The 23,628-nt window shown below is 69.8% G+C and carries 20 protein-coding genes and 1 pseudogene; 6 read left to right on the forward strand and 15 right to left on the reverse strand.

The features are described 5' to 3' along the window. Nucleotides 1-234: 234 nt before the first annotated feature. Both ACFWUQ_RS06440 and ACFWUQ_RS06445 read right to left on the reverse strand, forming a co-directional pair. On the reverse strand, nt 235-1,698 hold the full coding sequence (locus tag ACFWUQ_RS06440) for a DUF1996 domain-containing protein (RefSeq protein WP_384533665.1): 1,464 nt from the start codon (nt 1,696-1,698) through the stop codon (nt 235-237). A 76-nt stretch (nt 1,699-1,774) separates the two neighbouring features. After that, complete coding sequence (locus ACFWUQ_RS06445; protein ID WP_384533667.1) at nt 1,775-2,470, reverse strand: DUF4142 domain-containing protein; 696 nt, start codon at nt 2,468-2,470, stop codon at nt 1,775-1,777. Nucleotides 2,471-3,047: 577 nt separating this feature from the next. Between ACFWUQ_RS06445 and ACFWUQ_RS06450 the strand changes: the two genes are divergently transcribed. After that, nucleotides 3,048-3,554: a C40 family peptidase gene (locus ACFWUQ_RS06450; protein WP_384533670.1), complete on the forward strand. Its 507-nt coding sequence runs from the start codon at nt 3,048-3,050 to the stop codon at nt 3,552-3,554. Nucleotides 3,555-3,778: 224 nt separating this feature from the next. Here ACFWUQ_RS06450 and ACFWUQ_RS06455 read toward each other — a convergent pair whose 3' ends face one another. Further along, a complete protein-coding gene (locus ACFWUQ_RS06455; RefSeq protein WP_384533803.1) occupies nt 3,779-4,015 on the reverse strand; it encodes a chaplin in 237 nt (78 codons plus the stop codon). Between the two features lie 198 nt (nt 4,016-4,213). Beyond that, a complete protein-coding gene (locus ACFWUQ_RS06460) occupies nt 4,214-5,197 on the reverse strand; it encodes an aldo/keto reductase (RefSeq protein ID WP_384533673.1) in 984 nt (327 codons plus the stop codon). Nucleotides 5,198-5,306: 109 nt separating this feature from the next. Here ACFWUQ_RS06460 and ACFWUQ_RS06465 point away from each other — a divergent pair, with 109 nt between their 5' ends. Further along, complete coding sequence (locus ACFWUQ_RS06465) at nt 5,307-5,918, forward strand: TetR family transcriptional regulator (RefSeq protein ID WP_384533675.1); 612 nt, start codon at nt 5,307-5,309, stop codon at nt 5,916-5,918. A gap of 206 nt (nt 5,919-6,124) precedes the next feature. Continuing rightward, on the forward strand, nt 6,125-6,580 hold the full coding sequence (locus ACFWUQ_RS06470) for a GNAT family N-acetyltransferase (protein ID WP_384533677.1): 456 nt from the start codon (nt 6,125-6,127) through the stop codon (nt 6,578-6,580). 58 nt (nt 6,581-6,638) lie between these two features. Here ACFWUQ_RS06470 and ACFWUQ_RS06475 read toward each other — a convergent pair whose 3' ends face one another. From ACFWUQ_RS06475 to ACFWUQ_RS06500, 6 genes and pseudogenes are all read right to left on the reverse strand, one after another. Then, nucleotides 6,639-6,914 (reverse strand): isoamylase early set domain-containing protein, encoded by a 276-nt coding sequence (locus ACFWUQ_RS06475; protein WP_384533680.1) that lies wholly within the window; start codon nt 6,912-6,914, stop codon nt 6,639-6,641. 122 nt (nt 6,915-7,036) lie between these two features. Then, a complete protein-coding gene (locus ACFWUQ_RS06480; protein WP_384533682.1) occupies nt 7,037-7,537 on the reverse strand; it encodes a hypothetical protein in 501 nt (166 codons plus the stop codon). A gap of 471 nt (nt 7,538-8,008) precedes the next feature. Further along, the gene (locus ACFWUQ_RS06485) at nt 8,009-9,229 is read right to left on the reverse strand and encodes an HTTM domain-containing protein (RefSeq protein ID WP_384533684.1); all 1,221 of its coding nucleotides are present in this window, start codon (nt 9,227-9,229) and stop codon (nt 8,009-8,011) included. Beyond that, nucleotides 9,219-9,959 carry a DUF5819 family protein gene (locus ACFWUQ_RS06490; protein ID WP_384533686.1) on the reverse strand — a complete coding sequence of 247 codons (741 nt, stop codon included), beginning with the start codon at nt 9,957-9,959 and terminating at the stop codon, nt 9,219-9,221. The genes ACFWUQ_RS06485 and ACFWUQ_RS06490 overlap by 11 nt, the downstream gene beginning before the upstream one ends. Nucleotides 9,960-10,071: 112 nt before the next feature. Further along, the gene (locus tag ACFWUQ_RS06495; RefSeq protein ID WP_384533688.1) at nt 10,072-11,364 is read right to left on the reverse strand and encodes an ice-binding family protein; all 1,293 of its coding nucleotides are present in this window, start codon (nt 11,362-11,364) and stop codon (nt 10,072-10,074) included. 414 nt (nt 11,365-11,778) lie between these two features. Continuing rightward, a pseudogene (locus tag ACFWUQ_RS06500) lies at nt 11,779-11,995 on the reverse strand (transposase family protein); the annotation flags it as partial. A 463-nt stretch (nt 11,996-12,458) separates the two neighbouring features. Between ACFWUQ_RS06500 and ACFWUQ_RS06505 the strand changes: the two are divergent. Next, the gene (locus ACFWUQ_RS06505) at nt 12,459-12,587 is read left to right on the forward strand and encodes a hypothetical protein (RefSeq protein WP_384533690.1); all 129 of its coding nucleotides are present in this window, start codon (nt 12,459-12,461) and stop codon (nt 12,585-12,587) included. 459 nt (nt 12,588-13,046) lie between these two features. On the opposite strand, the gene ACFWUQ_RS06510 is transcribed toward ACFWUQ_RS06505, so the two are convergent. The 5 genes from ACFWUQ_RS06510 to ACFWUQ_RS06530 all read right to left on the reverse strand — a co-directional run bounded on the left by ACFWUQ_RS06510 (nt 13,047) and on the right by ACFWUQ_RS06530 (nt 18,499). Beyond that, nucleotides 13,047-13,904: a helix-turn-helix domain-containing protein gene (locus ACFWUQ_RS06510; RefSeq protein ID WP_384533692.1), complete on the reverse strand. Its 858-nt coding sequence runs from the start codon at nt 13,902-13,904 to the stop codon at nt 13,047-13,049. Nucleotides 13,905-14,571: 667 nt separating this feature from the next. Further along, nucleotides 14,572-15,447 carry a carbohydrate ABC transporter permease gene (locus tag ACFWUQ_RS06515; protein ID WP_384533695.1) on the reverse strand — a complete coding sequence of 292 codons (876 nt, stop codon included), beginning with the start codon at nt 15,445-15,447 and terminating at the stop codon, nt 14,572-14,574. Further along, nucleotides 15,444-16,421, reverse strand: coding sequence for a carbohydrate ABC transporter permease (locus ACFWUQ_RS06520; protein ID WP_384533697.1), 978 nt, complete (start codon nt 16,419-16,421; stop codon nt 15,444-15,446). The genes ACFWUQ_RS06515 and ACFWUQ_RS06520 overlap by 4 nt, the downstream gene beginning before the upstream one ends. Nucleotides 16,422-16,513: 92 nt before the next feature. Beyond that, nucleotides 16,514-17,818 carry an extracellular solute-binding protein gene (locus ACFWUQ_RS06525; RefSeq protein ID WP_384533701.1) on the reverse strand — a complete coding sequence of 435 codons (1,305 nt, stop codon included), beginning with the start codon at nt 17,816-17,818 and terminating at the stop codon, nt 16,514-16,516. 267 nt (nt 17,819-18,085) lie between these two features. Further along, the gene (locus ACFWUQ_RS06530) at nt 18,086-18,499 is read right to left on the reverse strand and encodes a Fur family transcriptional regulator (RefSeq protein ID WP_384533703.1); all 414 of its coding nucleotides are present in this window, start codon (nt 18,497-18,499) and stop codon (nt 18,086-18,088) included. A gap of 246 nt (nt 18,500-18,745) precedes the next feature. Here ACFWUQ_RS06530 and katG point away from each other — a divergent pair, with 246 nt between their 5' ends. Beyond that, nucleotides 18,746-20,977: a catalase/peroxidase HPI gene (katG, locus tag ACFWUQ_RS06535; protein WP_384533705.1), complete on the forward strand. Its 2,232-nt coding sequence runs from the start codon at nt 18,746-18,748 to the stop codon at nt 20,975-20,977. A 230-nt stretch (nt 20,978-21,207) separates the two neighbouring features. After that, nucleotides 21,208-23,616 carry an ATP-binding cassette domain-containing protein gene (locus ACFWUQ_RS06540; protein ID WP_384533707.1) on the forward strand — a complete coding sequence of 803 codons (2,409 nt, stop codon included), beginning with the start codon at nt 21,208-21,210 and terminating at the stop codon, nt 23,614-23,616. Nucleotides 23,617-23,628 lie beyond the last annotated feature (12 nt).

The following is a 23,628-nucleotide window of genomic DNA, read 5'->3' on the forward strand; positions in this document are numbered from 1 at the left end:
TACGAATGCCTGGTGTACGGGGGCTGGTTGTACGGGGGTCCGTATCACGAGAGCCGGTCATGGCACTCCTCGCTCGGTCGGAATCCGGCCGGACGCACCTGTGCGGTGTTGGCCCGAAGTCGTTTCCGGGCCAACACCTGGTGCCGTGGCCTGCCACGGCACTGCCCGGGTCGGGCGCGGCGGATGGGGGGAGGGTGCGCCCGACCCGGGAGCCGAGGGATGCGTCCCGCGGGGTCAGCGGCAGGTACGGCCGTCGTTGATGCAGCCCACCGCCTTGGACATCAGGTTGTTGGACATCACGTTGATGAAGTCGTCGTGGTCGGTCACCGGCTTGTGCAGTTGCTCGGGGAAGCTGTCGACCGCGAAGCGGGCACCCGGTGCGATGCCGTAGGTGATCCGCTGGACGAGCTGCGGGATGGCCTTGAAGCCCTTGGCGCAGCGGCCGTTGCGGTCCGGGAAGGCGACGTGGGTGCGGTGGTTGGCGCTGTCGGTGTTGCGACCGTCCCAGCAGCTCTGGAAGGTGAAGGTGCGGACGACGTCGCTGCCCTTCGGGCAGATCGGGTACTTGTCCTTCAACTGGCGGTCCTCGAAGCCGGTGCAGCTCCAGGAGGCGTTGGCGTTGGCCGTACCGTTGGTGAAGGCCTTGGCGTCACCGGTGATGATGCGCAGGAAGCGGGGCATCGCCGTGACCCGGCCGACGGGGCTCCCCTTGAAGGTGATGGTGACCTGCTTGGGCCGCAGGATGGTGCCGACGTTGCCGTCCTGGCCGCCGCCGGGCGCCTGGGCGTCCCGCTCGGCCTTCCCGTCGCGCAGCCGCAGTACGGGCCAGTAGTAGCTGGACTGGTCGCCGTTGCCGCAGGTGGTTCCGGCGGCGGCGAGGCTGTCGTTGGTGGAGAAGGCGTCGGTCGACTCGTTGCCGACGTAGTCGTGCATGTGGTGGGCGCCGTTGGAGACGCCGGGGGCGACGATGACGTTGTCGGGGTTGAAGTGACCGTTCTCGTTGCGGCCGCACTGCGAGCTGAAGGAGCCCTTGGAGGCGTTGGCGGCGGGTTTGGGGTTGCGGACGTTCGGCCGGACCTTGGTGATGGAGACGAAGTCGCTCCTCGCCGGGCCGCCCTTGCCTCCGATGCCGCGCTCCCCGCCGCCCTGGACGGAGAGGGACCCGGCGTCCGAGGCTACGTCGGCCGCCGCTGCGGCGGGCGCTTCCTTCAGTGCACAGCTCTCCAACTTTTGGATTTCCTGCGGGGGTTGGGCGGCGCGACCGATGGCTTCGGTCATCTTCGCGAGGGTCTTGGTCCGTTGCTCCCGCAGCTCTCCGAGCACGGCATCGCCCTGCCCGGCGCCGTCGCCACCGCCGCCCGCTTCCTCGCCGTTCGCGGCGTTCGCCTCCTCGCCCTTCGCCTCGCCGCCCTTCGCCTCGCCGGCGGCGAGCCGCCGGTAGGCCTCGGCCACCTGGTCGTCCAGCTGCGCGAGGCCCTCGTCGACCTCGGCCTTGGCTTGTTCGGGGACTTCAGTGAGGCGCTCCCCGACGTCGGGGCAGTCGATGGTGGCGGTCAGTCCGCCCTTGCGGTCGTCCTCCTGGCCCGCGGACGCGTTGCCCGCGACGACGGCGACTCCGCCGCCGCCCAGTACCAGGGCGGTGACCACGGCCAGTAGCTTTTTCGACGACTTGTTGCGTTTGTGGCCCTGTTGATTCATGCGATCACTTCACTTCACTTCGTCGAGCGGACATGAGGACAGCGAGACATCGGGGAATCGGAGGCTCTCGGAGGCATCAGGACAGGCTCGCGGCCGGGATCGGGGAACCGCCCCCCGGTGCGGCGGGCCCGGCCGGCGAGGACGGCGCGACCGGGTCGGCGACCGAATCGAAGTCGACCAGTCCCGTGTCCTCCAAGACCGTGATGTGGTCCAGCACGGTGGCGTTGGCGGATGTGGCCAGGGTCCGCACCATCGAGTTCCGGGTCTGCGCCCGGATCCCGGCCAGCAGCGCGAACACCTTGCCGTGCGCTCTGCGCAGCAGCTGGACGAACAGCCGCTCGTACTCGTCCCCCTGGGCCCGGGTCATCTGGCCGAGCCAGGTGCGCTGCTGCTCCGAGGGCTGATTCGGCAGGTCCACGCCGAGGGACTGCCCGACCTGGATGACCTGGCGGTCCAGGTCGGTGTGCCCTTCCACCAGGTGCTCGCCCGCCGTGCGCACCGACGGCCGCGTCCCGCGCTGCATGGCCTGCCGCCCTGCGGGCAGTTCCCACAGCCCGGCGAGCCTCACCTTCCGTACGAAGTCCCGGTCGGCGGGAGTCAGAGGCCCGTACGCGGTGCTCATGATCCCGCCGCCGTCGTCGTCACCCGCCGCACCGGCTCCCACCGCGGTGGCGCGGTCGCCGAATCCGTCCACGGGGATCAGCAGCGCGATCAGGGTGAGGGCAAGGGCGGTGATGACGGCTCCGCTTGCGAGCGTGTGTCTCGCGGCCACCGACAAACCGGTGCCCGATCGTCGCCCGAATGACAGCACAGTGCCTCCTCGCTCAGTGGGCCGGGAGGGGTGGCAGGGGTTGGAAGGTCCGTACGAGCTGTACGGTGCACACCCGCATTCCCGGGGTGTGACGGGACGCTAGTGCCCGTCGTGGCGCCGCCGACGGGGGACCATCACCATTGGATAAACATTCGGATGCGCCCCCGAAGGGGTGGTACCTTGCCGCGTTCGACGCGACCGGCGCCCGCCGCACGGGCCCGCGATTCCCTCTCCCCGGTGAGTTGACCGGCGCTTTCGCGCCGTAGGGCGTCGAACCCCATTGCCCCGCCCGCCTGCCGGGCCGCCTTTCCGCTCACCGGACGCCTCAGGCCGCTCAGATGGGCTCGACACCGGGCGAATTTCCATATGTTCGCGAATTTGTTGCAGAACCGATACATATCGACCCATGTCCGGGCGGGAATTGCGGACGGCATCGGAGAAAACTGGACGGCCGTCCCCCTCGGGAACCACGTCATCGAAAGCAGGAGCTTCAGGTATCCGATCGACCGCAATCCCATTCCCACGCGGAGGTATCAAGATGTCCGTCTCCAGGACCGACGCCGCTCACGCCCACCGGGCTGACCGACTTGCTCACCGCGCCACCGGGCACCGGCCCCCTCGCGCCTTCCTGCTCCTCTGCCTCCTGGCCGCCGGCGCCCTGACGGGCGCGGCCTCCCCCGCTTACGCGGCCAAGCCGTACGGAGTCAAGGCAGTGGAAGTGGCCGCGTCCAAAGAAGGCGCCCCCTATGCCAGGGGCGCCACGGGACCAAAACGATTCGACTGCTCAGGCCTGACCCTCTATTCCTTCCGGAAGGCCGGAAGAAAACTTCCGCGTACCGCGGAGGAGCAATACGAGCACACGTCACACGTTTCCAGGAAGGAACGCGCTTTGGGCGATCTGGTGTTCTTCCCCGCGGGCTCGACGATGGGCCACGTGGGCATCTACGCCGGCCACGACAAGATCTGGCACGCCCCGCGGCCAGGTACCCGCGTCCGCCTGGAACGGATCTGGAGCGGCAACGTCCGTTACGGTCGCGCCGGCTGACCGACCATCACGCCCGCCCCGCGGCGCGTCCCCGACCCCCGTTCCCGGGCGACCGGGAGCGGGGGTCGGGGGCGCGCCGTCACGCGGTGCTGCCGCGGCAGGTCCGTGACGCGCGCGCGCGCCCCGCGCGGCGACGGCCGGGTGCGGGGCGGTGGCAGTGAGGGGCCCCGGCCCGCCGTCGCGCCGGCCGGAGGCCGGGACGTGGCGGACCGGGGCCGGGGGCCTCAGGTGTTGACGCAGGTGTTGCCGACGGCGGGGTTCAGCAGGCCGATCACGTTCACGCTGTTACCGCAGACGTTGATCGGTACGTGGATCGGAATCTGGATCACGTTGCCCGACAGGACGCCGGGCGAGCCGATCGCCGCGCCCTCGGCGACGGCGTCGGCGGACGCCGCCGACGCACCGCCGATGACGGCCAGACCGACCGCCAGGGCAAGACCCGCACTCTTCCACACTCGCATCACGCGTACATCTCCTCGTAACTGCCGCGGCGGCGCCATGGGCGCCGCACGGCCCCGGGCGGGGCCGTCGTTCCTACTTCGGCAGCCTGGGGCGGTACGGCCTGATTCGGGGCGCCCGGTTCCCTCGAAGGAGTGCCGTTCCGCTTCTGATCGGGCGTACCCCGCTCGCCCGCGGCCCCCAAAGGGACGCCCTGGCCCTCAGCCGTTCAGGGACCCCATCAGCTCGGGTGCGTAGCGCTCGCCCGCGGCCACCCCGAGGGGGGCCACCGCCTCGATCCGGGCCAGGTCCGCGTCGGAGAGCGTCACGGCGGTGGCGGCGGTGTTCTCCTCCAGGTACCGGCGGCGCTTGGTCCCCGGAATCGGCACCGCGCCCCGGCTCAGCGTCCAGGCCAGGGCCAGCTGCGAGGGAGTCACGCCCTTCTCGGCGGCGAGGAGGCGCACCTGCTCGACGACGGCCAGGTTCCGGTCGAAGTTCTCGCCCTGGAACCGGGGGTCCGTACGGCGGAAGTCGTCCGGCGCGAAGCTCTCGGGAGTGGTGATGGCGCCGGACAGGAAGCCGCGGCCGAGCGGTGCGTACGCGACGAGGCCGATACCGAGCTCGTTCAGGGTGTCGAGGACGCCGTTCTGCTCGACACCGCGTTCGAAGAGGCTGTATTCCGTCTGCACCGCCGCGAGGGGGTGCACGGCGTGGGCCCGCCGGACGGTGGCGGGCGCGGCCTCGCACAGGCCGATGTGGCGCACCTTGCCCGCGGCGACGAGCTCCGCCATGGCCCCCACGCTCTCCTCGACGGGGACGTTCGGGTCCACGCGGTGCAGGTAGTACAGGTCGATGCGGTCGGTCCCCAGGTGGCGGAGGGACCGCTCGGCGGAGCGGCGGATGTAGTCGGGGGTGCCGTTGTGGCCCACGAAGGCGCCGTCGTCGGTGAACTCGACGCCCGTCTTGGTGGCGACCACGGCCGCTTCCCGGCGGCCCGCGAGCGCCTTGCCGAGGAGCTGCTCGTTGCGGAACGGCCCGTATCCCTCCGCGGTGTCCATGAGCGTGACCCCGAGTTCCAGGGCACGGTCGATCGTGGCCAGCGACTCGGTCTCGTCGGTGGCGCCGTAGTGGGCACTCATGCCCATCAGGCCGAGCCCCTCGGCGCTGACGGTCAGGCCCTGGCCACCCAGTGCACGCGTCTTCATGGTGTTCTCCTCGTGTCGGCAAAGTTTGTAACTAACTGGTTAGGTCAACCATGCACGCGGAGAGTCGCAGATGTCAATAACCAGATAGTTACTTGCTAGGCTGCCGGTCATGGTGAGGGACTCCAGCGCAACCAAGGCACGCCTGCTCGACGCCGCGTTCTCCGAGTTCGCGGCCTCCGGCATCGCCGGCGCGCGCGTCGACCGGATCGCCGAGGCCGCGCAGGCGAACAAGCGGCTCATCTACGTCTACTTCGGCAACAAAGAGCAGCTCTTCGACCTCGTGCTCCAGCGCGCGATGGAAGCCGGTTCGGAGTCCGTCCCCTTCGACGCGGAGGACCTGGCCGGCTACGCGGGCGCGGTGTTCGACCACCTGGTGGAGCGGCCCGCCCTGATGCGGCTGCTGCAGTGGAAGCAGCTGGAGCGGCCGGGCGCGGGCGCCGCCGAGGCCGAGTCGTACCGACGCAAGATCGCACTGCTGGAGGAGGCCCAGCGGGCGGGTCGCATCGACCCCTCGCTGGACCCGGCCGACCTCCTCACCCTGGTGATGACCTTGGCGCAGGCCTGGTTCTCCGCCGCGACGGGCCCGACGGCGGCCCCGGACCCCGACCCGACCGCGACCCCTGCCCCCGGCTGGCCGCCCGGGCGGCTGGCCCGCCACCGCGAGGCGGTCGTGGAATCGGTCCGCCGCATCGTCGCACCGCGGCCGAACCCGACCGCCTGACTCCCCGGGACCGCCGTACCGCCGTACCACCGGACCCCGGGCCCCGGCTCGAAGGCGGGTCCACCTGTCCACCGCGGCACTGCGGCCGCCCGCGGCACGCCATGACGGCGCGTGCCCGCGAGCGCCGCGTCCCGCATGATCGACCGGCCGGGCCCCCGCGGGCCCCGGTCCGTACGCACCGATTCCGAGCACGGGAGTTCACCCGCATGTCCGACATCACGGTCCGCGCCGCCCGTCCCGAGGACTTCGCGCAGTGGCGCGCCCTCTACAGCGGCTACGCGGACTTCTACAAGGTCGAGCAGACGGAGGAGGCCGCGGCCCTCACCTGGTCGTGGGTGACCGATCCCGGCCACGAGGTCAACGGCCTGGTCGCGCAGGACGCCGACGGCCGGCTCGTGGGACTGGCTCACTACCGTCCGTTCGCGCGGCCGCTCTCCGCGACGACGGGGTGCTTCCTGGACGACCTGTTCGTGGCTCCGGAACACCGCGGCTCAGGCGCCGCCGACCTGCTGCTCGGTACGCTGCGCGAGCTCGCCGCCGACCGGGGCTGGAGCGTGGTCCGCTGGATCACCGCCGACGACAACCACCGGGCGCGCGCCAAATACGACCAGGTCGCCGCGCGCACGATGTGGGTCACCTACGACATGGCCCCCGGCCGCTGACGACCGGACCGAGGGCCCGCTCGCGGCTCAGGGCCCGGCAAGATCCGAAAGAGACGGCCTAGGTGCGCAGCCGGCTGTTCGGGCCGTCCTGGTCGCCGACGCTCTCGTCGTTGAACCAGTAGTCGCCGGCCGCGAGGTACCGGAACGAATGCGTGGCCTCCTTCGGCAACTCGACCGTCACCGCCCGCTTGCCGTCGCCGCGCGGGCGCAGGGGGTGTGCCCCGGCCTGCCAGTCGTTGAAGTCGCCGACCACGCTGACCGGCCCGGGCGGCCGGTCGGCGGGGAGGACGAACGTGACTTCGGTGCGGTCCTGGCGCGGCCTTCGTTCCAGCACGACGGGGGCTCCTTCCGGACGGGGGAACGGACGCCCCCATCGTCACGCGCGGACTCCCGCCCCGCACGCGGGGTCACCCGTCCGTCACGCCCTGCGACAGATCGCCCCCGGAGGCCGCGGGGTCAGCGGCCGCCGCGGTGTTCATAGACCGTGATGCAGAGTGCCTTCATCGCGGCTTCCGCCCGCTGGGCGTCCAGGCCCTGGTCGATGGCTTCCAGTGCGGCGGCGGCCGAGACCTGCACCGGGTGCGGGAGGCCTTCGTAGGCGGAGATCCGGTAGGCGACGGTGCGGCGGACGGTGCGCTCCTCCTCGGTCACCCCGTCGGGGGTCAGGGGGAAGACCGCGGCCCGGTAGGTCGCGATGCCGACGAGCACGGCGTCGGCGAGTCCCTCCGCGTACCCGCCGACAGAGGCGGCCTCCTGTACGGGGCTGAAGAGGCCGACGACCTGGCGGCGCGCGAGGAACGACCCGGCGCCCGCGCCCAGTCCGGCCGCACCCGCCGTGACCACGGCCATCAGCCGGCCGCCCAGCAGGAGTCCGAGAACGGCTCCCCCGGAGACCGCGCCCATGACGAGCACACCGGTGATCAGCAGGTGTATGCGCGTGGCGAGCGGGGGCGTCATGGGCAGCAGTATGCCCGGCGGCGCGGCTGCCCCGGTGCTGAGGGCGGGAGTCGGCGCCCCTCCCCCGCCGGCTCCCCGACCCGGGCGCCCCGGAGGCGACGGGCCACCGCGCTCCGTATGTACTGGCCTGAACTGAGTCAGTCGTCGGATGTAGTTGCCGACGCAAGCAGCTCCCGGATCCTCCTCGCGGAAGAGCCGGCAATGCCGCCGCCGGCGGAACGGGCCAGGCGGCACAGTACGCCGCCCCGGTCAAGAACCAGCGGCCCGTACCCGCGCCCGCCAAGACCCTGCCGGCCCTGGTCGACTGGACGCTGACCGAGGCGAAGCTCGGGCAGGCCCGCCTGCACCGCAGCGGTTTCGACGCCGACCCGGTGCTCGTCCCCACCGCCCGCCGCTCTGCCGCCATGGGGACGCCACCGGACACGGGCGGTTGCTGGTGTCGCGGTACCGCGCTGCGGTCCACGCGGCTGCTCAGCTCTGGTCGGACGCGTGCCCGGTAGCCAGCGTGGTGTCTTTCTGCGCAGGCGCGGCTCGATGCTTGGAGCTGGGTACGCCGGGCCTACCCTGCGCAGGTACGGATCCGAATCCCGCCGCTCGGCCGGGTACCGGCCGCCACATCCCTGTGCGCTGTGCCGCGCGTCGCCACAGGTGAGGCAGGAAGGCGTAGAAGCGGTCGGGAAGGAACACGGCGTCCGCAATGATCATCGCGCCGGAGAAGAGGGGCAGTCCCATGAGCACTGCGATACCGATGTGCATGCCCAGCAGCACGGCGAGAACGGGATACTTGAGCCTGCCGAAGAGCACGAACGGGAAGGCGACCTGCACGAGCACCGTCACGTAGCTGGTGATCGCGATCACCATCGGGTACCCGTCCACGAAGTGGGAGAGCGCGGGCCAGGGCTGGAAGAGTTCGAGGTTCAGCGCGTAGTGGAGAGCGGTGCCGCCGCCCCATGTAGGGCCCTGGATCTTGTACAGCCCGGCTGATCCGTAGAGGAAGCAGACCTGTGCCGCGATGACGAAAATGCCGCAGTTGTGCAACACCGTGGTCAAGGTGACGCGGGCATCGCGCAATTGTCGTGCGTAGAAGCTCCGCACCGGCTCCGGCGCGTTGCCCGCACGAGCCGTCTTGAGCCGGTTTCTGCGTGCGTCCAGGGACCAGCGCCGACCGCACGCGGTGAGGACGAGGTAGAGGGCCATCAGCAGGATCAGGTTGTCGCCCCCATCCGTCATGAAGATCGATCTGGCATGGAACGAGGTCACCACGACGGCGAAGAGGATGGACATGGCGCGGGTCCGCCAGCCCAGCATGAACAGCGCGGACGTGACGAGGGCCATCGCGTAGCAGAGTTCGAAGTAGGCACGGCTGTCAGACAGGATCAGGATGCTGTTCCAGCCCGTCTGGTCGAAGAGCTGTTGTGCCAGCTCGGGTGTCCATGGGGAGTTGGGGCCCCAGATCTCGTCACGGTGCGGGAACTCGCGCAGCAGGAAGATCAGGTAGAGCAGCCCGTAGCCGATGCGCAGAACCGACGCGGCGTACAGGGACATTGGCCGGTCTGTGAGAAGCACCCCCAGAGCACCGATCCGGTCGAGGAGCCACCGATGGGTTGTGCCGGCGATCGAAGTCTCTTGGGCCGCAGGTCGGTGCGGCGTGGCTGCGGTGGAGGGCGGCTGCGGGATCTGCTCACTTCCCATGGGGGGTCACCTTCCACCAGGGCATGGTCCGGTTCTCGGTGGGCGTCGGCGGGTGGTTCCCGCCGGCTGTGCCGGGCGCAGCGACGGGCAGTGTGACGACCCGAAGCTGAATGAAGTCGAAAGTGCCGCCGTCGTTGTGGGCAGCGACGCGGTCCGCGGCGATGTTGCGCAGATACTTCTGCAACATCACGGCCCGTTCCGAGCGTGCCGTGTCGCTTCCTCCGTGTGTATCGACATAAGAGGACCAGGCTCGGCGCAGAAGGTTCTGGGCGGTATGGCTCGGAAAGACATTGTGCTCGACTGCGGAATTATCCACGGCGGCCAGGTCGAACCAGGGGCTCACCCGCACCGATCCGTTGGAGTCGGTGTGCGCGGTTCTCGCCAGGATTTGCCGGTTGAAGGAATCGGGGTCCGGGGCGAAGAGCCGCCAATTCTGTTCGAAGAGCGGGTACACCCATCCGTTGACCTGCGGGCCGTACCGCTTCGAGACAGGGTTGGAAGGGGCCACATGAAGGAACACCATGACGACATGCACCAGAGTCGTCACCAGACAGAGGACTACGGCAGTGTGCAGCCCTGCTTTCAGCGCACGAACACTCTTGGGCCGCCTACCCGGCCTGGCCTCTGCGTCATGACGCTGCTGGGGGACCGGACCGGAATCGGATTGATGAAGTTCCTTCACGCCCGCTGATTCAATTCCGTTCGACACCGCCCACCCGGTCTTTCTCATGTCTGCTATTCGCCTGAGGTCCCTGCGACTCTCACCGACGGCGCGCAGCGGACTCGATGAGGGTTCCGCCGCGCGCCGTCATCCGATGAACGGGCTTCGTGCAGCCTGCCGCCTAGCTCTCGTGGCCTTCGTGGCCCCCATGGCCTTCGTGACCCTCGGGCCGCCCGGGCTTGTCGCCGTATCCGTAGTGCTCGCCAGGCTTCCCGCCGTGGCCGTGGCCCGGCTTACCGGGTCCCTCCTCGTGCCCATGGCCCAGGCTGCCGTGGTCCGGCCCGCCGTGGTGGTCACCCCCCGGCATGCCGCCATGGTCCGGGCCGACGCCATGGCCCGGCCCGTCGGGCTGACCGCCGTTCCCGACGGTGGCGTTCCCCCCGGTGATGGTCCCGCCGACCGTGTTACCGCCGGTGGTGTTCCCGGCCGTGTTGCCCGCGGTGTTTCCGGAGGTGTTGCCCGAGATGTTCCCCGAGGTGCCGCCGCTCACGAGGTCGACGATCGGTCCGCCCAGGAGGCCGCCACCGATCAGACCTACGGTCGTGCCGGTCGTCGTTCCGGCAGTCGGCGTTCCGGCGGTCGTGCCAGTGGTCGTGCCAGTGGTCGTGCCAGTGGTCGTACCAGTGGTCGTACCAGTGGTCGTACCGGTAGTCGTGCCAGTCGTTGTTCCGCCGGTAGCGCAACCGCCGAGGAAGATCCTGTTGGTGTCGAGCGTCACGGCACCGTTACGGGCCAACGCCCGGCCCTCGATGTTCGTCCCCGTGGTAACGCTGATCGACGTCAGAGCCATGATGGTGCCCACGAAGGTGGAGGTGGTGCCGAGGGTGGCCGAGCTCCCGATCTGCCAGTACACGTTGCACGCCGAGGCGCCGTTCGTGAGGAGCACCCGGCTGTTGGATGCCGTCGTCAGGGCTTCGGGGATCTGGAACACCCAGACGGCGTTGGGGTTTCCCCCGGCGTCCAGGATCAGGTCGCCCGTGAGTCCGACACCGGCGACAGCGGTGTGGACGCCCGGAAGCAGCGTCTGGCCGGCGCCGATTCCCGCCGGAAGCGCGAAGTCCGTGGCCTGGCTCGCAGCGTTGTTGTACGCCTGGACCAGGTCGGACTTGGCCTGAAGTGCCACAGCGTCCGCCGCGTGCACGGCGCCGAGCACCAAGCCGGGCGGGAATCCAGAGATGGCCGGGTTCGGATGCGTCCCGAGGTCGTGACTGATCACGGAGGGTCCGGTATTGGTAACGCCTTGACCTGCCAGAACGGAGAAGCTGGCAGCTGTGGCCAGAGGCACGGGTGTCGCGATGGCCAGAGCCTGCGTCGGCAATCCGGCGACCAGCACAGCGGCAACCGTTACGGCGACGGTCGAGGCCAGCCAGCCGGACAGAGTGCGGCGCTGAGCCGCTTGGATTTTCAGCTTCATCAAGAGGCCATTTCCTGTTGGGGGCCGTGGCGTACCGGGCCCTACCGTTTGCCCGGGGAGCCCTGGTCTGTCGCTGCATATTACGCAGGGAATTTCACGCACCAACAATGAGCAAGGTGCGGAGGGGGGATTAATACAAACACATTCAACGAGGCAAAACGCGAGAAAATATGCAAACTCACATTGTCGATCATCCGACATGCCCCCCGAATGGACAGAGCTCGGTTAACTCACACGAGGAAGCACCGCACACCTGCCCCATAAATCAACCCCGCCGCACACGGAGATGTACCGCCAGGCAGGTGATCTCGCGAACCCGCGGGCACGGGCGTGGCGGCGTCCGTCGTCACTTCGCTTGGCTCTGGCAATGGTCGGGGGCTTCCGCGCTCGGGCTGACCGAGACAATGAGCCTCTTCACTTGTGCCGCTCAAGGGCGAGGACCGCTGCGGCAGTTGACGTCATGCGGTTCGAGCTGCAGCGGGCGTGACGGAAGATCCGCCACGATTTGAGCCGTGCCACGCCGCGTTCGACCGGCGCCCGTGCCGCGGACGGTGCGCGGTTGACGGTTTGCTGGGTGGCGTGAGGCAACGGCCTGGTGGGCGTCGCAGGAGGTCGTCACCCATGGGCCGGCGCACTAGGGGTCGCTGGCCACACGCTCAACAGCTGCCAACACCCCCCTGTGGCGGGCGAGAGCCTGCTACTGCACCGGCAGTCGGCGCAGGGGCCACTCATCGATGCCGCCACAGGGGCGTCGTCGTCATGACCTCCTCCGGAGCTCGGCAGACCGAGGTCCGTCAAGGGTTGCGTATGGGTGACCACGTCGATGCGATGGGATCGCGCGCAGGAGGCCAGGGCCAAAGGGAGCTTCGGCTCGCCGGCCATCCTCCGCGCGGCCCAGGCCGTGTACCGAAAGTGGATCCTGGGCTGTGAATGATCACGGTTCATGGGTCGGGGAGATCTCACGGACGAGCAGTGGGCGCTGCTGGAACCGTTGTTGCCGAGGGGGGCGACGGCGGGGCGGCCGCCCATCTGGCCTCGGGGGCAGCTGATCGACGGCAGACGGTCCCGGGCGGACCCGTGTTCCGTGGCGGGACGTGCCCGTCGAGTACGGACCGTGGAACCGGGTCCATGACCTGTTCCGCCGATGGCAGTGGAACGGCACCTGGCACCGGATTCTCACCCGCCTCCAGTCCCTGGCCGGCTCGAAGGGTGCGATCGTCTGAGACCTGAATGTCGACTCCACGGTCTGCCGTGCCCACCAGCATGCGGCCGGAGCCCAAGGCAGGGTGACCTGCAGAAGGAACCACCAGGCGGTGTCCATGAAGAGCCCGGAGATCATGGGCACGATGTTGTGCCCCTGGCAGCCAGGACACCGGCGGAACACCACCACCACCACCTCGTGGGTGAAGCCGGAGGGCCGTTCGAGCCCTACGCCGTCCAGAGCACGAGCGACTGCCGACCAGGAGCCAATGTCGGGGCGATATCCGGTGGACTGGTTGCTGACCTCGCTCACAACCCATTGGTCCGCCTCGCACACGAAACCAACCTCGCCAGCACTCAAACCCCTCGCTCCGTCGCGGCTAGAGCGCTTCCGACACACGCCCCAGGCGGCCATACGTTTGACTCCTGGTTGGCCAGGGGGCTGGTCAAGCGGTACGCCGCGCCCAGGGCGTGCGCGCACGCTACCCGGTGTGGGTCTCGGTGGCGCGGGTGATGAAGTGGCGGGTGCTGTCCGGGTTCAGGGCCTGGGCCTGCAGGTGTTCGTACATCACGCTGTAGCGCTCGATGTCGGATCGTTTCTCCAGGTAGAGGTCGCTGGTGAACCGTTCCAGATACACCGTCCCCGTCCCGGGAGCATCCGCGAAATGCAGGATGGAGAACTGCCCCGAGATGCCCGGATGCGCTCCCACGCCGTGCGGGAGGACCTGCACGGTGATGTACGGCTGGGTACCGAGGTAGTTCAGGTGTTCAAACTGTTCGCGCATGATGGCGGGGCTGCCGACCACGCGGCGCAGTGCCGATTCGTCGAGCACCACCCATAAGCGCAAGGGGCGGGCGGGGTGGTGGATCCGGTGCTGGCGGCGCAGCCGTACCTCAAGGCGCGTGGCGATCTGTTCAGGCGTGGCCTGAGGGATCGTTTTTGCGATGACGGCGGCCGCGTAGGCGGGTGTTTGCAGCAGGCCGGGGATCACCAGCGGCTCGTAGGTGCGGATGGAGGCGGCTGCCGTCTCCAGTCCGATGTAGACGGCGTAGGGGACTTCGCCGAAGGCGACCCACCAGCCCTGCCGGTCCGATTCACTGGCCGCCCGCATCAACGAGTCGATGACCTTCTGGTCGGTGACTCCGTAGAGGCTGCACAGGTCACGCACGTCGCGGGGCTTGATGATGCGGCGGCCGTTCTCCAGGTGACTGATCTTGGGTTGGGAGATCAGCAGTCGCTCTGCCACCTGCGTGCTTGTCAGGCCGCTGGCCAGGCGGAGCCGGCGCAGCTCCGCGCCCAGTCGGCGTCTTCTGACGGTGGGGTTTCCGTTCACCGCCACGGGCGGTCCACCTCCGGCTCGGGACCATCTACCAGCCATGGGATGCCAGGACCGGGCCCGGCCGAACGCGTTCGCCGTGCAGAAATGATCAACGAGTCTTTCTGCACGGCGTCACCTTGGCGCGGGCGGGCTCACCCAGGTGGCCCTCGACGAGCGGCCGGCCGCGGCAGGCCCGCCCTTCCCCGGAGAGTGACTGCTTCTGTGGAGGAGGGCGCCGGCCGCCTTACGGCGTGCCGCCCCGGCCGGGGGCACGGGGGCGTGCAACGTGGCGGCGTATTCCCTCGGCATCCCGAGGCTCGGGGTGGCCGAGCGTGGGCTCCGGGCTGTCGTCTTCCGGGGCCCACGCTGTGTCCGTCGCCGTCTCGACCATCCGCACTGGCACGCTCGCCGGCACGGAACAGGGCGGCTGCACGGGCATGCCTCTCGTCTTCCGGACGCTTGCCGGAGGCGGAGCGAGCGGGCCCTGCCTGTCGGTCGGCGGTGGGCGGGACGTGCCGGAGCCCGGCCGGGTTGTGTGCGGCCGCCCATCCGCTCCACAGCCGTCGGCCGACCGCACCGGGCCGGGGCCGCGGCGGCGGCCGGGCGGGCGACCTCGACAGGTCGCTCGGGGCGTAGGCGCGCCGACCGCGCCGCCGGCTGCACGGTCACCAGTTCCGTCCGGGCCGCGTCAGTCCTTCACCGCGCCGCCGAGGCCGGAGACCAGGCGGCGCTGCACGAGTACGAAGAAGACCAGTACCGGCAGCGTCATCACCGTGGAGCCCGCCATGACCCCGCCCCAGTCCGGGTCGTCCGGCTTGAGGAACACGAGCAGCGCCATCGGGAGGGTCGACTGCGAGGTGTCGCTGATGATGAACGACTTGGCGAAGAGGAAGTCGTTCCAGGTGGAGATGAAGGAGAAGACGCTCGTCGCCACGAGGCCCGGGAAGACCAGGGGGAAGAGGATCTGCCACAGGAAGCGCGTCCGGCTCGCGCCGTCGAGGTACGCGGCCTCCTCCAGCGCCTCCGGGACGGCCTTCACGAAACCGCGCAGCATCCAGATCGCGAACGGGAGCGAGAAGGCGATGTGCGGCAGGATCAGCGACCACAGCGTGTTGAGTTGGCCGGTGTCCCGCATGAGGAAGAACAGCGGGATCGCGAGGGCCTCGATCGGCACCATCTGCGCGACGAGGAACATGATGAGCAGGGTCGTACGGAACCTGAACCGGAAGCGGGTGACGGCCGTCGCCGCGAGGAAGGCGATCAGCGCGGAGGCGAGGACCACCACTCCCGTGACGAGCAGGCTGTTGAGGAAGTAGCGCCCGAACTCCTGCTGGGCGAACACCCGGTGGAACGCGTCGAGGGAGGGCGCGAGCGTCCACGGCCTGGGGTGCGCGGACTGGATCTCGCCGGCCGGCTTGAAGGCGGAGAGCACCATCCAGTACAGCGGGAAGGCCACGACGACCGCGACGGCGAGCGCGGACGCCTCCGCCGCCAGCCGCCAGGGGCGCCGGACACGGAAGCGGCCGGTGGCCGCGGGGACGGGCGGCGGGCCGGTGCGGCTCACAGTTCTTCTCCCTGGCGTCGCATGAGGCGCAGATAGACGAGGGTGACGGCCAGCAGGATCAGCAGCATGACGACGCCGATGGCCGAGCCCAGGCTGTACTGCGAGGAGGCGAACGCCTTCTGGTACGCGTACACGTTCAGGACGAGGTTCTGCCCGGCGATACCGCCGCCGGCGGTCATCACGTAGATCTGGGTGAAGAGTTTGAAGTCCCAGATGATCGACTGGATGGTGACGACGATCAGGATGGGCCGCAGCATGGGCGCGATCACGGAGCGCCAGGTCCGCCACGGGGAAGCCCCGTCCAACGAGGCGGCTTCCAGCACCTCGGCCGGGATCGCCTTGATCCCCGCGTACACGGTCACCATGACGAAGGGGAACGAGCACCAGACGACTTCGAGGAGGACGAGCGTGAAGGCGCTGTAGCGCCCGTAGGTCCAGGAGAAGTCGCCGAGGCCCAGCAGGCGGTTGACGGGGCCGTGGTCGGGGTCGAAGAGGAACACCCAGACGGTCGAGCCGGTGACGGCGGGGGTCGCCCAGGCGCCGAGCGCGGCCAGCATCAGGGCCAGCCCGGGGAGGGCCCGGACCCGGGTGAGCAGCAGGGCGAGCGCGCATCCGACGGCGAGTGTGGAGACCACGCAGACGGCGGCGAAGACGACGGTCGCGAGGAGGACCTGCCAGAACTGGCTGTCGGAGAAGAGCGTCCGGTAGTTGCCGAGCCCCTTGAATGTGGTGGGCTCACCGCCGCTGACCTGGGCCTGGGTGTATTCGAGGAAGGAGATCAGGCCGAGCTGGTAGATCGGGTAGACCAGCAGCGCGGCGAGGACGAGGAGTGCGGGGGCGAGGTAGAGCCAGGGCGTCCGGCCGCTGCCGTGCCGGCCCCGGGGGGCCCGCCGGGGCCGTGCCGCCGGGCGTGGGACGGTCTTCCGCACCGGGACGGTCGTCGCCGGCTCGGCGGTCGCCGCTCGGGGCGTCATGGCGTGATGTCCATGGGTGCGTGCTCCGTGGTCCGTGGGTCCGTGGTCCGTGAGTCCGTCGGTCGTGAGTCCGTCGCTCGTTCGCCTGTGCTTCAGCCCGCGCTGGTGAAGGCGGCGTCCATCTTCTTCGCCGCGTCACCGGAGGCGGTGGCCACGTCCTTCTTGCCGCTGACGATCTCCTGGAACATGGTCGGCAGGACCGTCGAGGCGTCGATCTGGCCCCAGGCCGGGGATGCCGGCACGAACTTGGCGCCCGCGGTGAGGGTCTTGACGAACGGTTCGACGAACGGGTCCTTCCGCGCGGCCTCGGCCCGGACGTCGGTGTAGGTGGGCAGGAAGCCCATCGCGTCGAAGAGCCCCCGCTGGGTGTCCTTGCCGGCGAGCTGCTTCATCAGGTCGACCGCGAGGGTGCGCCGCGAACTGCTCTTCAGGACACCTATGTTGTTGCCACCCGCGAAGGCGGGAGCGATCTCCCCCTCCTTGACGCCCGGCAGCGGGACCACGGCGTACTTGCCCTTCACCGCGCCGGCCTCGACGGCCTGGTGGCTGAAGTCGCCGCCGATGGCCATGCCCGCGTTGCCGGAGGCGAAGGCGGTGACGGTGGCGTTGCCGCCCATGGCCGCGCACTTGGCGGCCGGGCAGTTGTCGTCCCCGAAGAGCGAGGTGTACGTCTCGATGCCCTTGCGCGCGGCGGCGCCCGCGATCGCGGACCTGTGCGCGCCGCCGCTCTCCTCGGCGAGTTCACCGCCGTTGGCCCAGATGAACGGCATCGCGCCGTAGGTGTAGGCGCCGCCCACGGCGATGCCGTACAGCTCGGGCCTGGCCTGGCGGATCCTCTTGGCGGTGGCGACCAGTTCGTCCTGGGTCCTCGGCGGCTGCAGGCCCAGCTCCGTGAAGACGTCGGTGCGGTAGTAGAGGGCCCGTACGCCGACGAAGAACGGGGCGCCGTAGACCTTGCCGCCGACCGTGACCGACTGGACGGCGGTCGGATCGGTGTCCTTGGCGTCCGGCCAGGCGCCGAACTCCGCGCTGATGTCGGCGAGTCCGCCGTCCTTGACGTATCCGGCGGTGTCGGTGTTGCCGTACTCGATCAGGTCCGGGGCGCTCTTCGGGTCGTTGAAGGCGGCCTTGACGCGCTGGGCGCGGCTCTCGACGGGGATGTACTCGACCTCGACCTTCACATCCGCGTTCCGCGCGGTGAACGCGGCGACCGCCCCGTCCACGACCTTCTTCTTGGGGTCGTTGGCGACCTCCTGGAACAGCCAGACGCGCAGGGTGCCGGTCTTCTCGTCCTTGGTGGCGGTGCTGACGGAGGTCTGCGGGGCGCAGGCGGTGGCGGTGAGTCCCGCCAGGACGAACGCGGCGACGGACACGGCGGTGCGGGAGCGGAGCTTCACGGGCGATCCCCAGACGGAAGACGAGCGCGACAGCGTTGCGCGCTGCGCAACGCCCGTTTCGTACTACACAACTGGGAGGAGGCTAGAACGACTTGCGGACGGGGACAAGTGGTCTCGACCACTCCGTGACCGAACGAGCCGTTCCGGCGGAGCCGCGCACGCCGGATCCGGCCCGGAGCGGGCGCGGACAGCACCCGCGCCCCCTCGGCGGACGTACCGAAGGGGCGGAGTCGCGGGCGTGGGGGCGCTCGGGGAGGGGGACGCGGATCAGTCGGCGCAGGTCGGGCAGAGGCCCCGGTAGGTGACCTCGACCTCGGACACGGCGAAGCCGAACCGCTCCTCGTCGGGCAGGCCTGCCATCGGGTCCCCGCGCGGGTGGACGTCGCGGATGAGGCCGCAGCGGCGGCACACGAGGTGCTGGTGCGGGTGGTGCGCGTTCGGGTCGTAGCGCTTCGCACGGCCGTCGGTGCAGACTTCCGCGACCTCGCCCAGGGAGACCAGCTCGCCCAGGGCGTTGTAGACGGTCGCCCGTGAGATCTCCGGCAGCCGCTCCGCCGCGCGGGCGTGCACCTCGTCGGCCGTGAGGTGGACGTGGTCGCCGTCGAGGACCTCCGCCACGACACGCCTCTGGGACGTCATCCGCCAGCCACGTCCTCGCAGCCGCTCCAGCAGGTCACTCATATCGACTCACCTTATTCGGGCTCGGCGGGATGCCCGGTGTTCACGGCGCTGTCCGAGAACCGATCACATATGGGCTTGGTGTTCTTCTTGACTTGGACTCTGTCCATCGTAGGATCGGTTTCGTAGATAGCCAAGGGACAGGAAGACGCCGGAGCGGCAGGACGGGTCCCGGGCCCCAACTGCTCCACCGTTCCATCCGCACGCAGTTCCCGAGCACCGTGATCCGCCTGGTCCGGAAGGATTCCCATGTCTGAGAACCACGACGCAATCGTCACCGACGCCAAGCCCGAGGGCGGGGGCGGCTGTCCTGTCGCCCACGGCCGGGCCGCGCACCCCACGCAGGGCGGCGGGAACCGCCAGTGGTGGCCGGAACGCCTCAACCTGAAGATCCTCGCCAAGAACCCCGCCGTGGCCAACCCCCTCGGCGAGGAGTTCGACTACGCCGCCGCGTTCGAGACCCTCGACCTGCCCGCGGTGAAGCAGGACATCGCCGCGGTACTGACGACCTCGCAGGACTGGTGGCCCGCCGACTTCGGCCACTACGGCCCGTTCATGGTGCGGATGGCCTGGCACAGCGCGGGCACGTACCGGATCAGCGACGGCCGGGGCGGCGCCGGGGCCGGGATGCAGCGCTTCGCGCCGCTCAACAGCTGGCCGGACAACGGGAACCTGGACAAGGCCCGCCGCCTGCTGTGGCCGGTGAAGAAGAAGTACGGCCAGAGCCTGTCCTGGGCCGACCTCATGATCCTCGCCGGCAACGTCGCCCTGGAGTCGATGGGTCTGGACACCTTCGGTTTCGGCGGCGGACGCGCCGATGTCTGGGAGCCCGACGAGGACGTGTACTGGGGTCCCGAGACCACCTGGCTCGCCGACGAGCGCTACACCGGTGACCGGGAGCTGGAAGGCCCGCTCGGTGCCGTCCAGATGGGCCTGATCTACGTCAACCCCGAGGGCCCCAACGGCACTCCGGACCCTCTCGCCGCGGCGCGCGACATCCGCGAGACGTTCCGCCGGATGGCGATGAACGACGAGGAGACCGTCGCCCTGATCGCGGGCGGCCACACCTTCGGCAAGACCCACGGAGCCGCCTCGGCGGACCACGTCGGCGACGACCCCGAGGCCGCCCCGATCGAGGCCCAGGGCTTCGGCTGGAGCAACTCCTTCGGAACCGGCAAGGGTGGCGACACGATCACCAGCGGTCTGGAGGGCATCTGGACGAACACCCCGACCACCTGGGACAACAGCTTCTTCGACATCCTCTTCGGCTACGAGTGGGAGCTGTTCAAGAGCCCCGCCGGCGCGCACCAGTGGCGGCCGAAGGACGGCGCCGGTGCGGGCACCGTGCCCGACGCCCACGACGCGTCCAGGACCCACGCCCCGACGATGCTGACCACGGACCTCTCACTCCGCGTCGACCCGGCCTACGAGCAGATCTCCCGCCGCTTCCACCAGGACCCGGCCGCGTTCGCCGACGCCTTCGCCCGCGCGTGGTTCAAGCTGACGCACCGCGACATGGGCCCGGTCGTGCGCTACCTGGGCCAGGAGGTCCCCTCCGAGACCCTGCTGTGGCAGGACCCGCTCCCCGAGGTGACGCACGAGCTCGTCGATGCCGACGACATCGCCGCCCTCAAGCGCTCGGTCCTCGCCTCCGACCTGTCGGTGTCCCAGCTGGTGTCCGCGGCGTGGGCCTCGGCCGCCTCCTTCCGCGGCAGCGACAAGCGCGGCGGCGCCAACGGCGGGCGGGTCCGCCTCCAGCCGCAGAGCGGCTGGGAGGTCAACGACCCGGACCAGCTGGCGACGGTACTGCGCACCCTGACGGGGATCCAGGAGTCCTTCAACTCCGCGCAGAGCGGCGGCAAGCGGATATCGATCGCCGACCTGATCGTGCTGGCCGGCGCCGCCGGCGTCGAGCAGGCCGCGAAGGACGCCGGCTTCGAGGTGACGGTTCCCTTCACTCCGGGCCGCGTGGACGCCTCGCAGGAGCAGACCGACGTGGAGTCGTTCGCCGCTCTGGAGCCGACCGCCGACGGATTCCGCAACTACCTCGGCAAGGGCAACCGCCTCCCGGCGGAGTACCTGCTCGTCGACCGGGCGAACCTGCTGAACCTGAGCGCGCCCGAGCTGACCGTCCTCGTCGGCGGGCTCCGCGTCCTCGGCGCGAACCACCAGCAGTCGTCCCTCGGCGTGCTGACCACGACGCCCGGCTCCCTGACCAACGACTTCTTCGTCAACCTGCTCGACCTGGGTACGACGTGGACGGCCGCGTCCGGGGACCAGAACACCTTCGAGGCCCGCGACACCGCCACCGGCGAGGTCAAGTGGACCGGCACCCGTGCCGACCTCGTCTTCGGTTCGAACTCGGAGCTGCGCGCGCTCGCCGAGGTCTACGCGAGCGACGACGCGAAGGAGAAGTTCGTCAAGGACTTCGTCACCGCGTGGGACAAGGTCATGAACCTGGACCGGTTCGACCTCGTCTGACCGTTTCGACCCCCGTCCGACCGGGACCTCCGGGCCGGCCCGCGTGTGCGGGCCGGCCCGGACCCGTTCCCGCCGCGCCCCCGACCGCGTACGGATCCGAAGGCCGGTCAGGATTCGAGAAGCGCCGGCCCCCGCGCCGCGCCTAACGTGGGAGCCACGCACTTCGCCGTCGCCGCGACCGCGCCGACGGAGCCTGCGGGAGCGACCCGACCCGGATGGAGACACCACCGATGAGCAAGGCCGACAAGACGGTCCCGACACCGCCCGCGCGGCACGGCGCCGACAGCCACGACCTGATCCGGGTGCACGGCGCGCGCGAGAACAACCTCAAGGACGTCAGCATCGAGCTCCCCAAGCGCAGGCTGACGGTGTTCACCGGCGTCTCCGGTTCGGGCAAGAGCTCCCTCGTGTTCAACACGATCGCGGCGGAGTCCCAGCGGCTCATCAACGAGACCTACAGCTCCTTCGTCCAGGGCTTCATGCCCACGCAGGCCCGCCCCGAGGTCGACGTCCTCGAAGGGCTGACGACCGCGATCGTCGTCGACCAGCAGCGGCTGGGCACCGACCCCCGGTCCACGGTCGGCACCGCCACCGACGCCAACGCGATGCTGCGCATCCTCTTCAGCCGCCTCGGAAAGCCGCACATCGGCTCGCCCAACGCCTTCTCCTTCAACGTCGCCTCCGTCCGGGCCAGCGGCGCGATCACGGTCGAGCGCGGCAGCGGCACCAAGACGGTCAAGCAGACCTTCACCCGCACCGGCGGCATGTGCACGCGCTGCGAGGGCCGGGGCTCCGTCTCCGACATCGACCTCTCGCAGCTCTACGACGACTCCAAGTCCATCGCCGAGGGCGCCTTCACCATCCCGGGCTGGAAGTCGGACAGTTGGTGGACCGTGCGGACCTACGCCGAGTCGGGCTTCCTCGACCCGGACAAGCCGATCCGCAAGTTCACCAAGAAGGAGATGCAGGACTTCCTCTACCGCGAGCCGACCAAGGTCAAGGTGGAGGGCGTCAACATCACCTACGAGGGGCTGATCCCGAAGATCCAGAAGTCCTTCCTCTCCAAGGACCGGGAGTCGATGCAGCCGCACATCCGGGCCTTCGTGGACCGGGCGGTCACCTTCACCAGCTGTCCCGAGTGCGGGGGCACCCGGCTCAGCGAGGCGGCGCGCTCGTCGAAGATCAAGCGGATCAGCATCGCCGACGCCTGCGCCATGCAGATCAGCGACCTGGCCGCGTGGGTCCACGGCCTCGACGAGCCCACGGTGGCCCCGCTGCTGGCGACCCTGCGCCAGACCCTCGACTCGTTCGTGGAGATCGGGCTGGGCTACCTCTCGCTCGACCGCGCGTCGGGCACCCTGTCGGGCGGCGAGGCGCAGCGCGTGAAGATGATCCGCCACCTCGGCTCCCCCCTCACCGACACCACCTATGTCTTCGACGAGCCCACGACGGGCCTGCACCCGCACGACATCCAGCGGATGAACAACCTGCTGCTGAGGCTGCGGGACAAGGGCAACACGGTGCTGGTCGTGGAGCACAAGCCGGAGACGATCGTGATCGCCGACCACGTCGTCGACCTGGGCCCGGGCGCCGGCGCCGCCGGCGGCAGCGTCTGCTTCGAGGGCACCGTCGAGGGCCTGCGGTCCGCCGGCACCGTCACCGGCCGCCACTTCGACGACCGGGCCCGCCTCAAGGAGAAGGTGCGGACGCCCACCGGGACGCTGGAGATCCGCGGCGCGACGACGCACAACCTGCGCGACGTGGACGTCGACATCCCGCTCGGGGTCCTCACGGTCGTCACCGGCGTAGCCGGTTCGGGCAAGAGCTCGCTCGTGCACGGTTCGCTGCCGCACCGGTCGGGGGAGGCCGGCGAGGGCGTCGTATCCATCGACCAGGGTGCGATCCGCGGCTCGCGACGCAGCAACCCGGCGACGTACAGCGGTCTCCTCGACCCGGTCCGCAAGGCCTTCGCCAAGGCCAACGGCGTGAAGCCGGCCCTGTTCAGCGCCAACTCCGAGGGCGCCTGCCCCCACTGCAACGGCTCGGGTGTCGTCTTCACCGACCTCGCGATGATGGCTGGTGTCGCCACCCCGTGCGACGAGTGCGAGGGGAAGCGGTACCAGGCAGCGGTGCTGGAGTACCGGTTCGGAGGCCGGGACATCAGCGAGGTGCTCGGGATGTCGGTGACCGAGGCCGAAATCTTCTTCGGTTCCGGGGAGGCGCACACACCGGCCGCGCACCGCGTCCTGACCCGGCTCGCCGACGTCGGACTCGGCTACCTCAGCCTCGGCCAGCCGCTCACCACACTGTCCGGCGGCGAGCGGCAGCGGCTCAAGCTGGCCACGCACATGGCCGAGAAGGGCGGCGTGTACGTCCTCGACGAGCCGACCGCCGGACTGCACCTCGCCGATGTCGAACAGCTGCTCGGCCTGCTCGACCGGCTCGTCGACTCGGGGAAGTCCGTCATCGTCGTCGAGCACCACCAGGCGGTCATGGCCCACGCCGACTGGATCATCGACCTCGGCCCCGGCGCCGGGCACGACGGCGGCCGGATCGTCTTCGAGGGAACGCCCGCCGACCTCGTCGCCGACCGCTCCACCCTCACCGGCGAGCACTTGGCGGCCTACGTCGGCGCCTGAGCCGTCTCTTTC

The organism is Streptomyces sp. NPDC058662 (assembly GCF_042716255.1).
Classification (GTDB): Bacteria; Actinomycetota; Actinomycetes; order Streptomycetales; family Streptomycetaceae; genus Streptomyces.

Coding starts and splice junctions, on each gene's coding strand:
- ACFWUQ_RS06440 (WP_384533665.1), bottom strand. CDS start 1,698: ATGAATCAACAGGGCCACAAACGCAACAAGTCGTCGAAAAAGCTACTG.
- ACFWUQ_RS06450 (WP_384533670.1), top strand. CDS start 3,048: ATGTCCGTCTCCAGGACCGACGCCGCTCACGCCCACCGGGCTGACCGA.
- ACFWUQ_RS06455 (WP_384533803.1), bottom strand. CDS start 4,015: ATGCGAGTGTGGAAGAGTGCGGGTCTTGCCCTGGCGGTCGGTCTGGCC.
- ACFWUQ_RS06460 (WP_384533673.1), bottom strand. CDS start 5,197: ATGAAGACGCGTGCACTGGGTGGCCAGGGCCTGACCGTCAGCGCCGAG.
- ACFWUQ_RS06465 (WP_384533675.1), top strand. CDS start 5,307: ATGGTGAGGGACTCCAGCGCAACCAAGGCACGCCTGCTCGACGCCGCG.
- ACFWUQ_RS06470 (WP_384533677.1), top strand. CDS start 6,125: ATGTCCGACATCACGGTCCGCGCCGCCCGTCCCGAGGACTTCGCGCAG.
- ACFWUQ_RS06480 (WP_384533682.1), bottom strand. CDS start 7,537: ATGACGCCCCCGCTCGCCACGCGCATACACCTGCTGATCACCGGTGTG.
- ACFWUQ_RS06485 (WP_384533684.1), bottom strand. CDS start 9,229: ATGGGAAGTGAGCAGATCCCGCAGCCGCCCTCCACCGCAGCCACGCCG.
- ACFWUQ_RS06490 (WP_384533686.1), bottom strand. CDS start 9,959: ATGAGAAAGACCGGGTGGGCGGTGTCGAACGGAATTGAATCAGCGGGC.
- ACFWUQ_RS06495 (WP_384533688.1), bottom strand. CDS start 11,364: ATGAAGCTGAAAATCCAAGCGGCTCAGCGCCGCACTCTGTCCGGCTGG.
- ACFWUQ_RS06520 (WP_384533697.1), bottom strand. CDS start 16,421: ATGACGCCCCGAGCGGCGACCGCCGAGCCGGCGACGACCGTCCCGGTG.
- ACFWUQ_RS06530 (WP_384533703.1), bottom strand. CDS start 18,499: ATGAGTGACCTGCTGGAGCGGCTGCGAGGACGTGGCTGGCGGATGACG.
- katG (WP_384533705.1), top strand. CDS start 18,746: ATGTCTGAGAACCACGACGCAATCGTCACCGACGCCAAGCCCGAGGGC.
- ACFWUQ_RS06540 (WP_384533707.1), top strand. CDS start 21,208: ATGAGCAAGGCCGACAAGACGGTCCCGACACCGCCCGCGCGGCACGGC.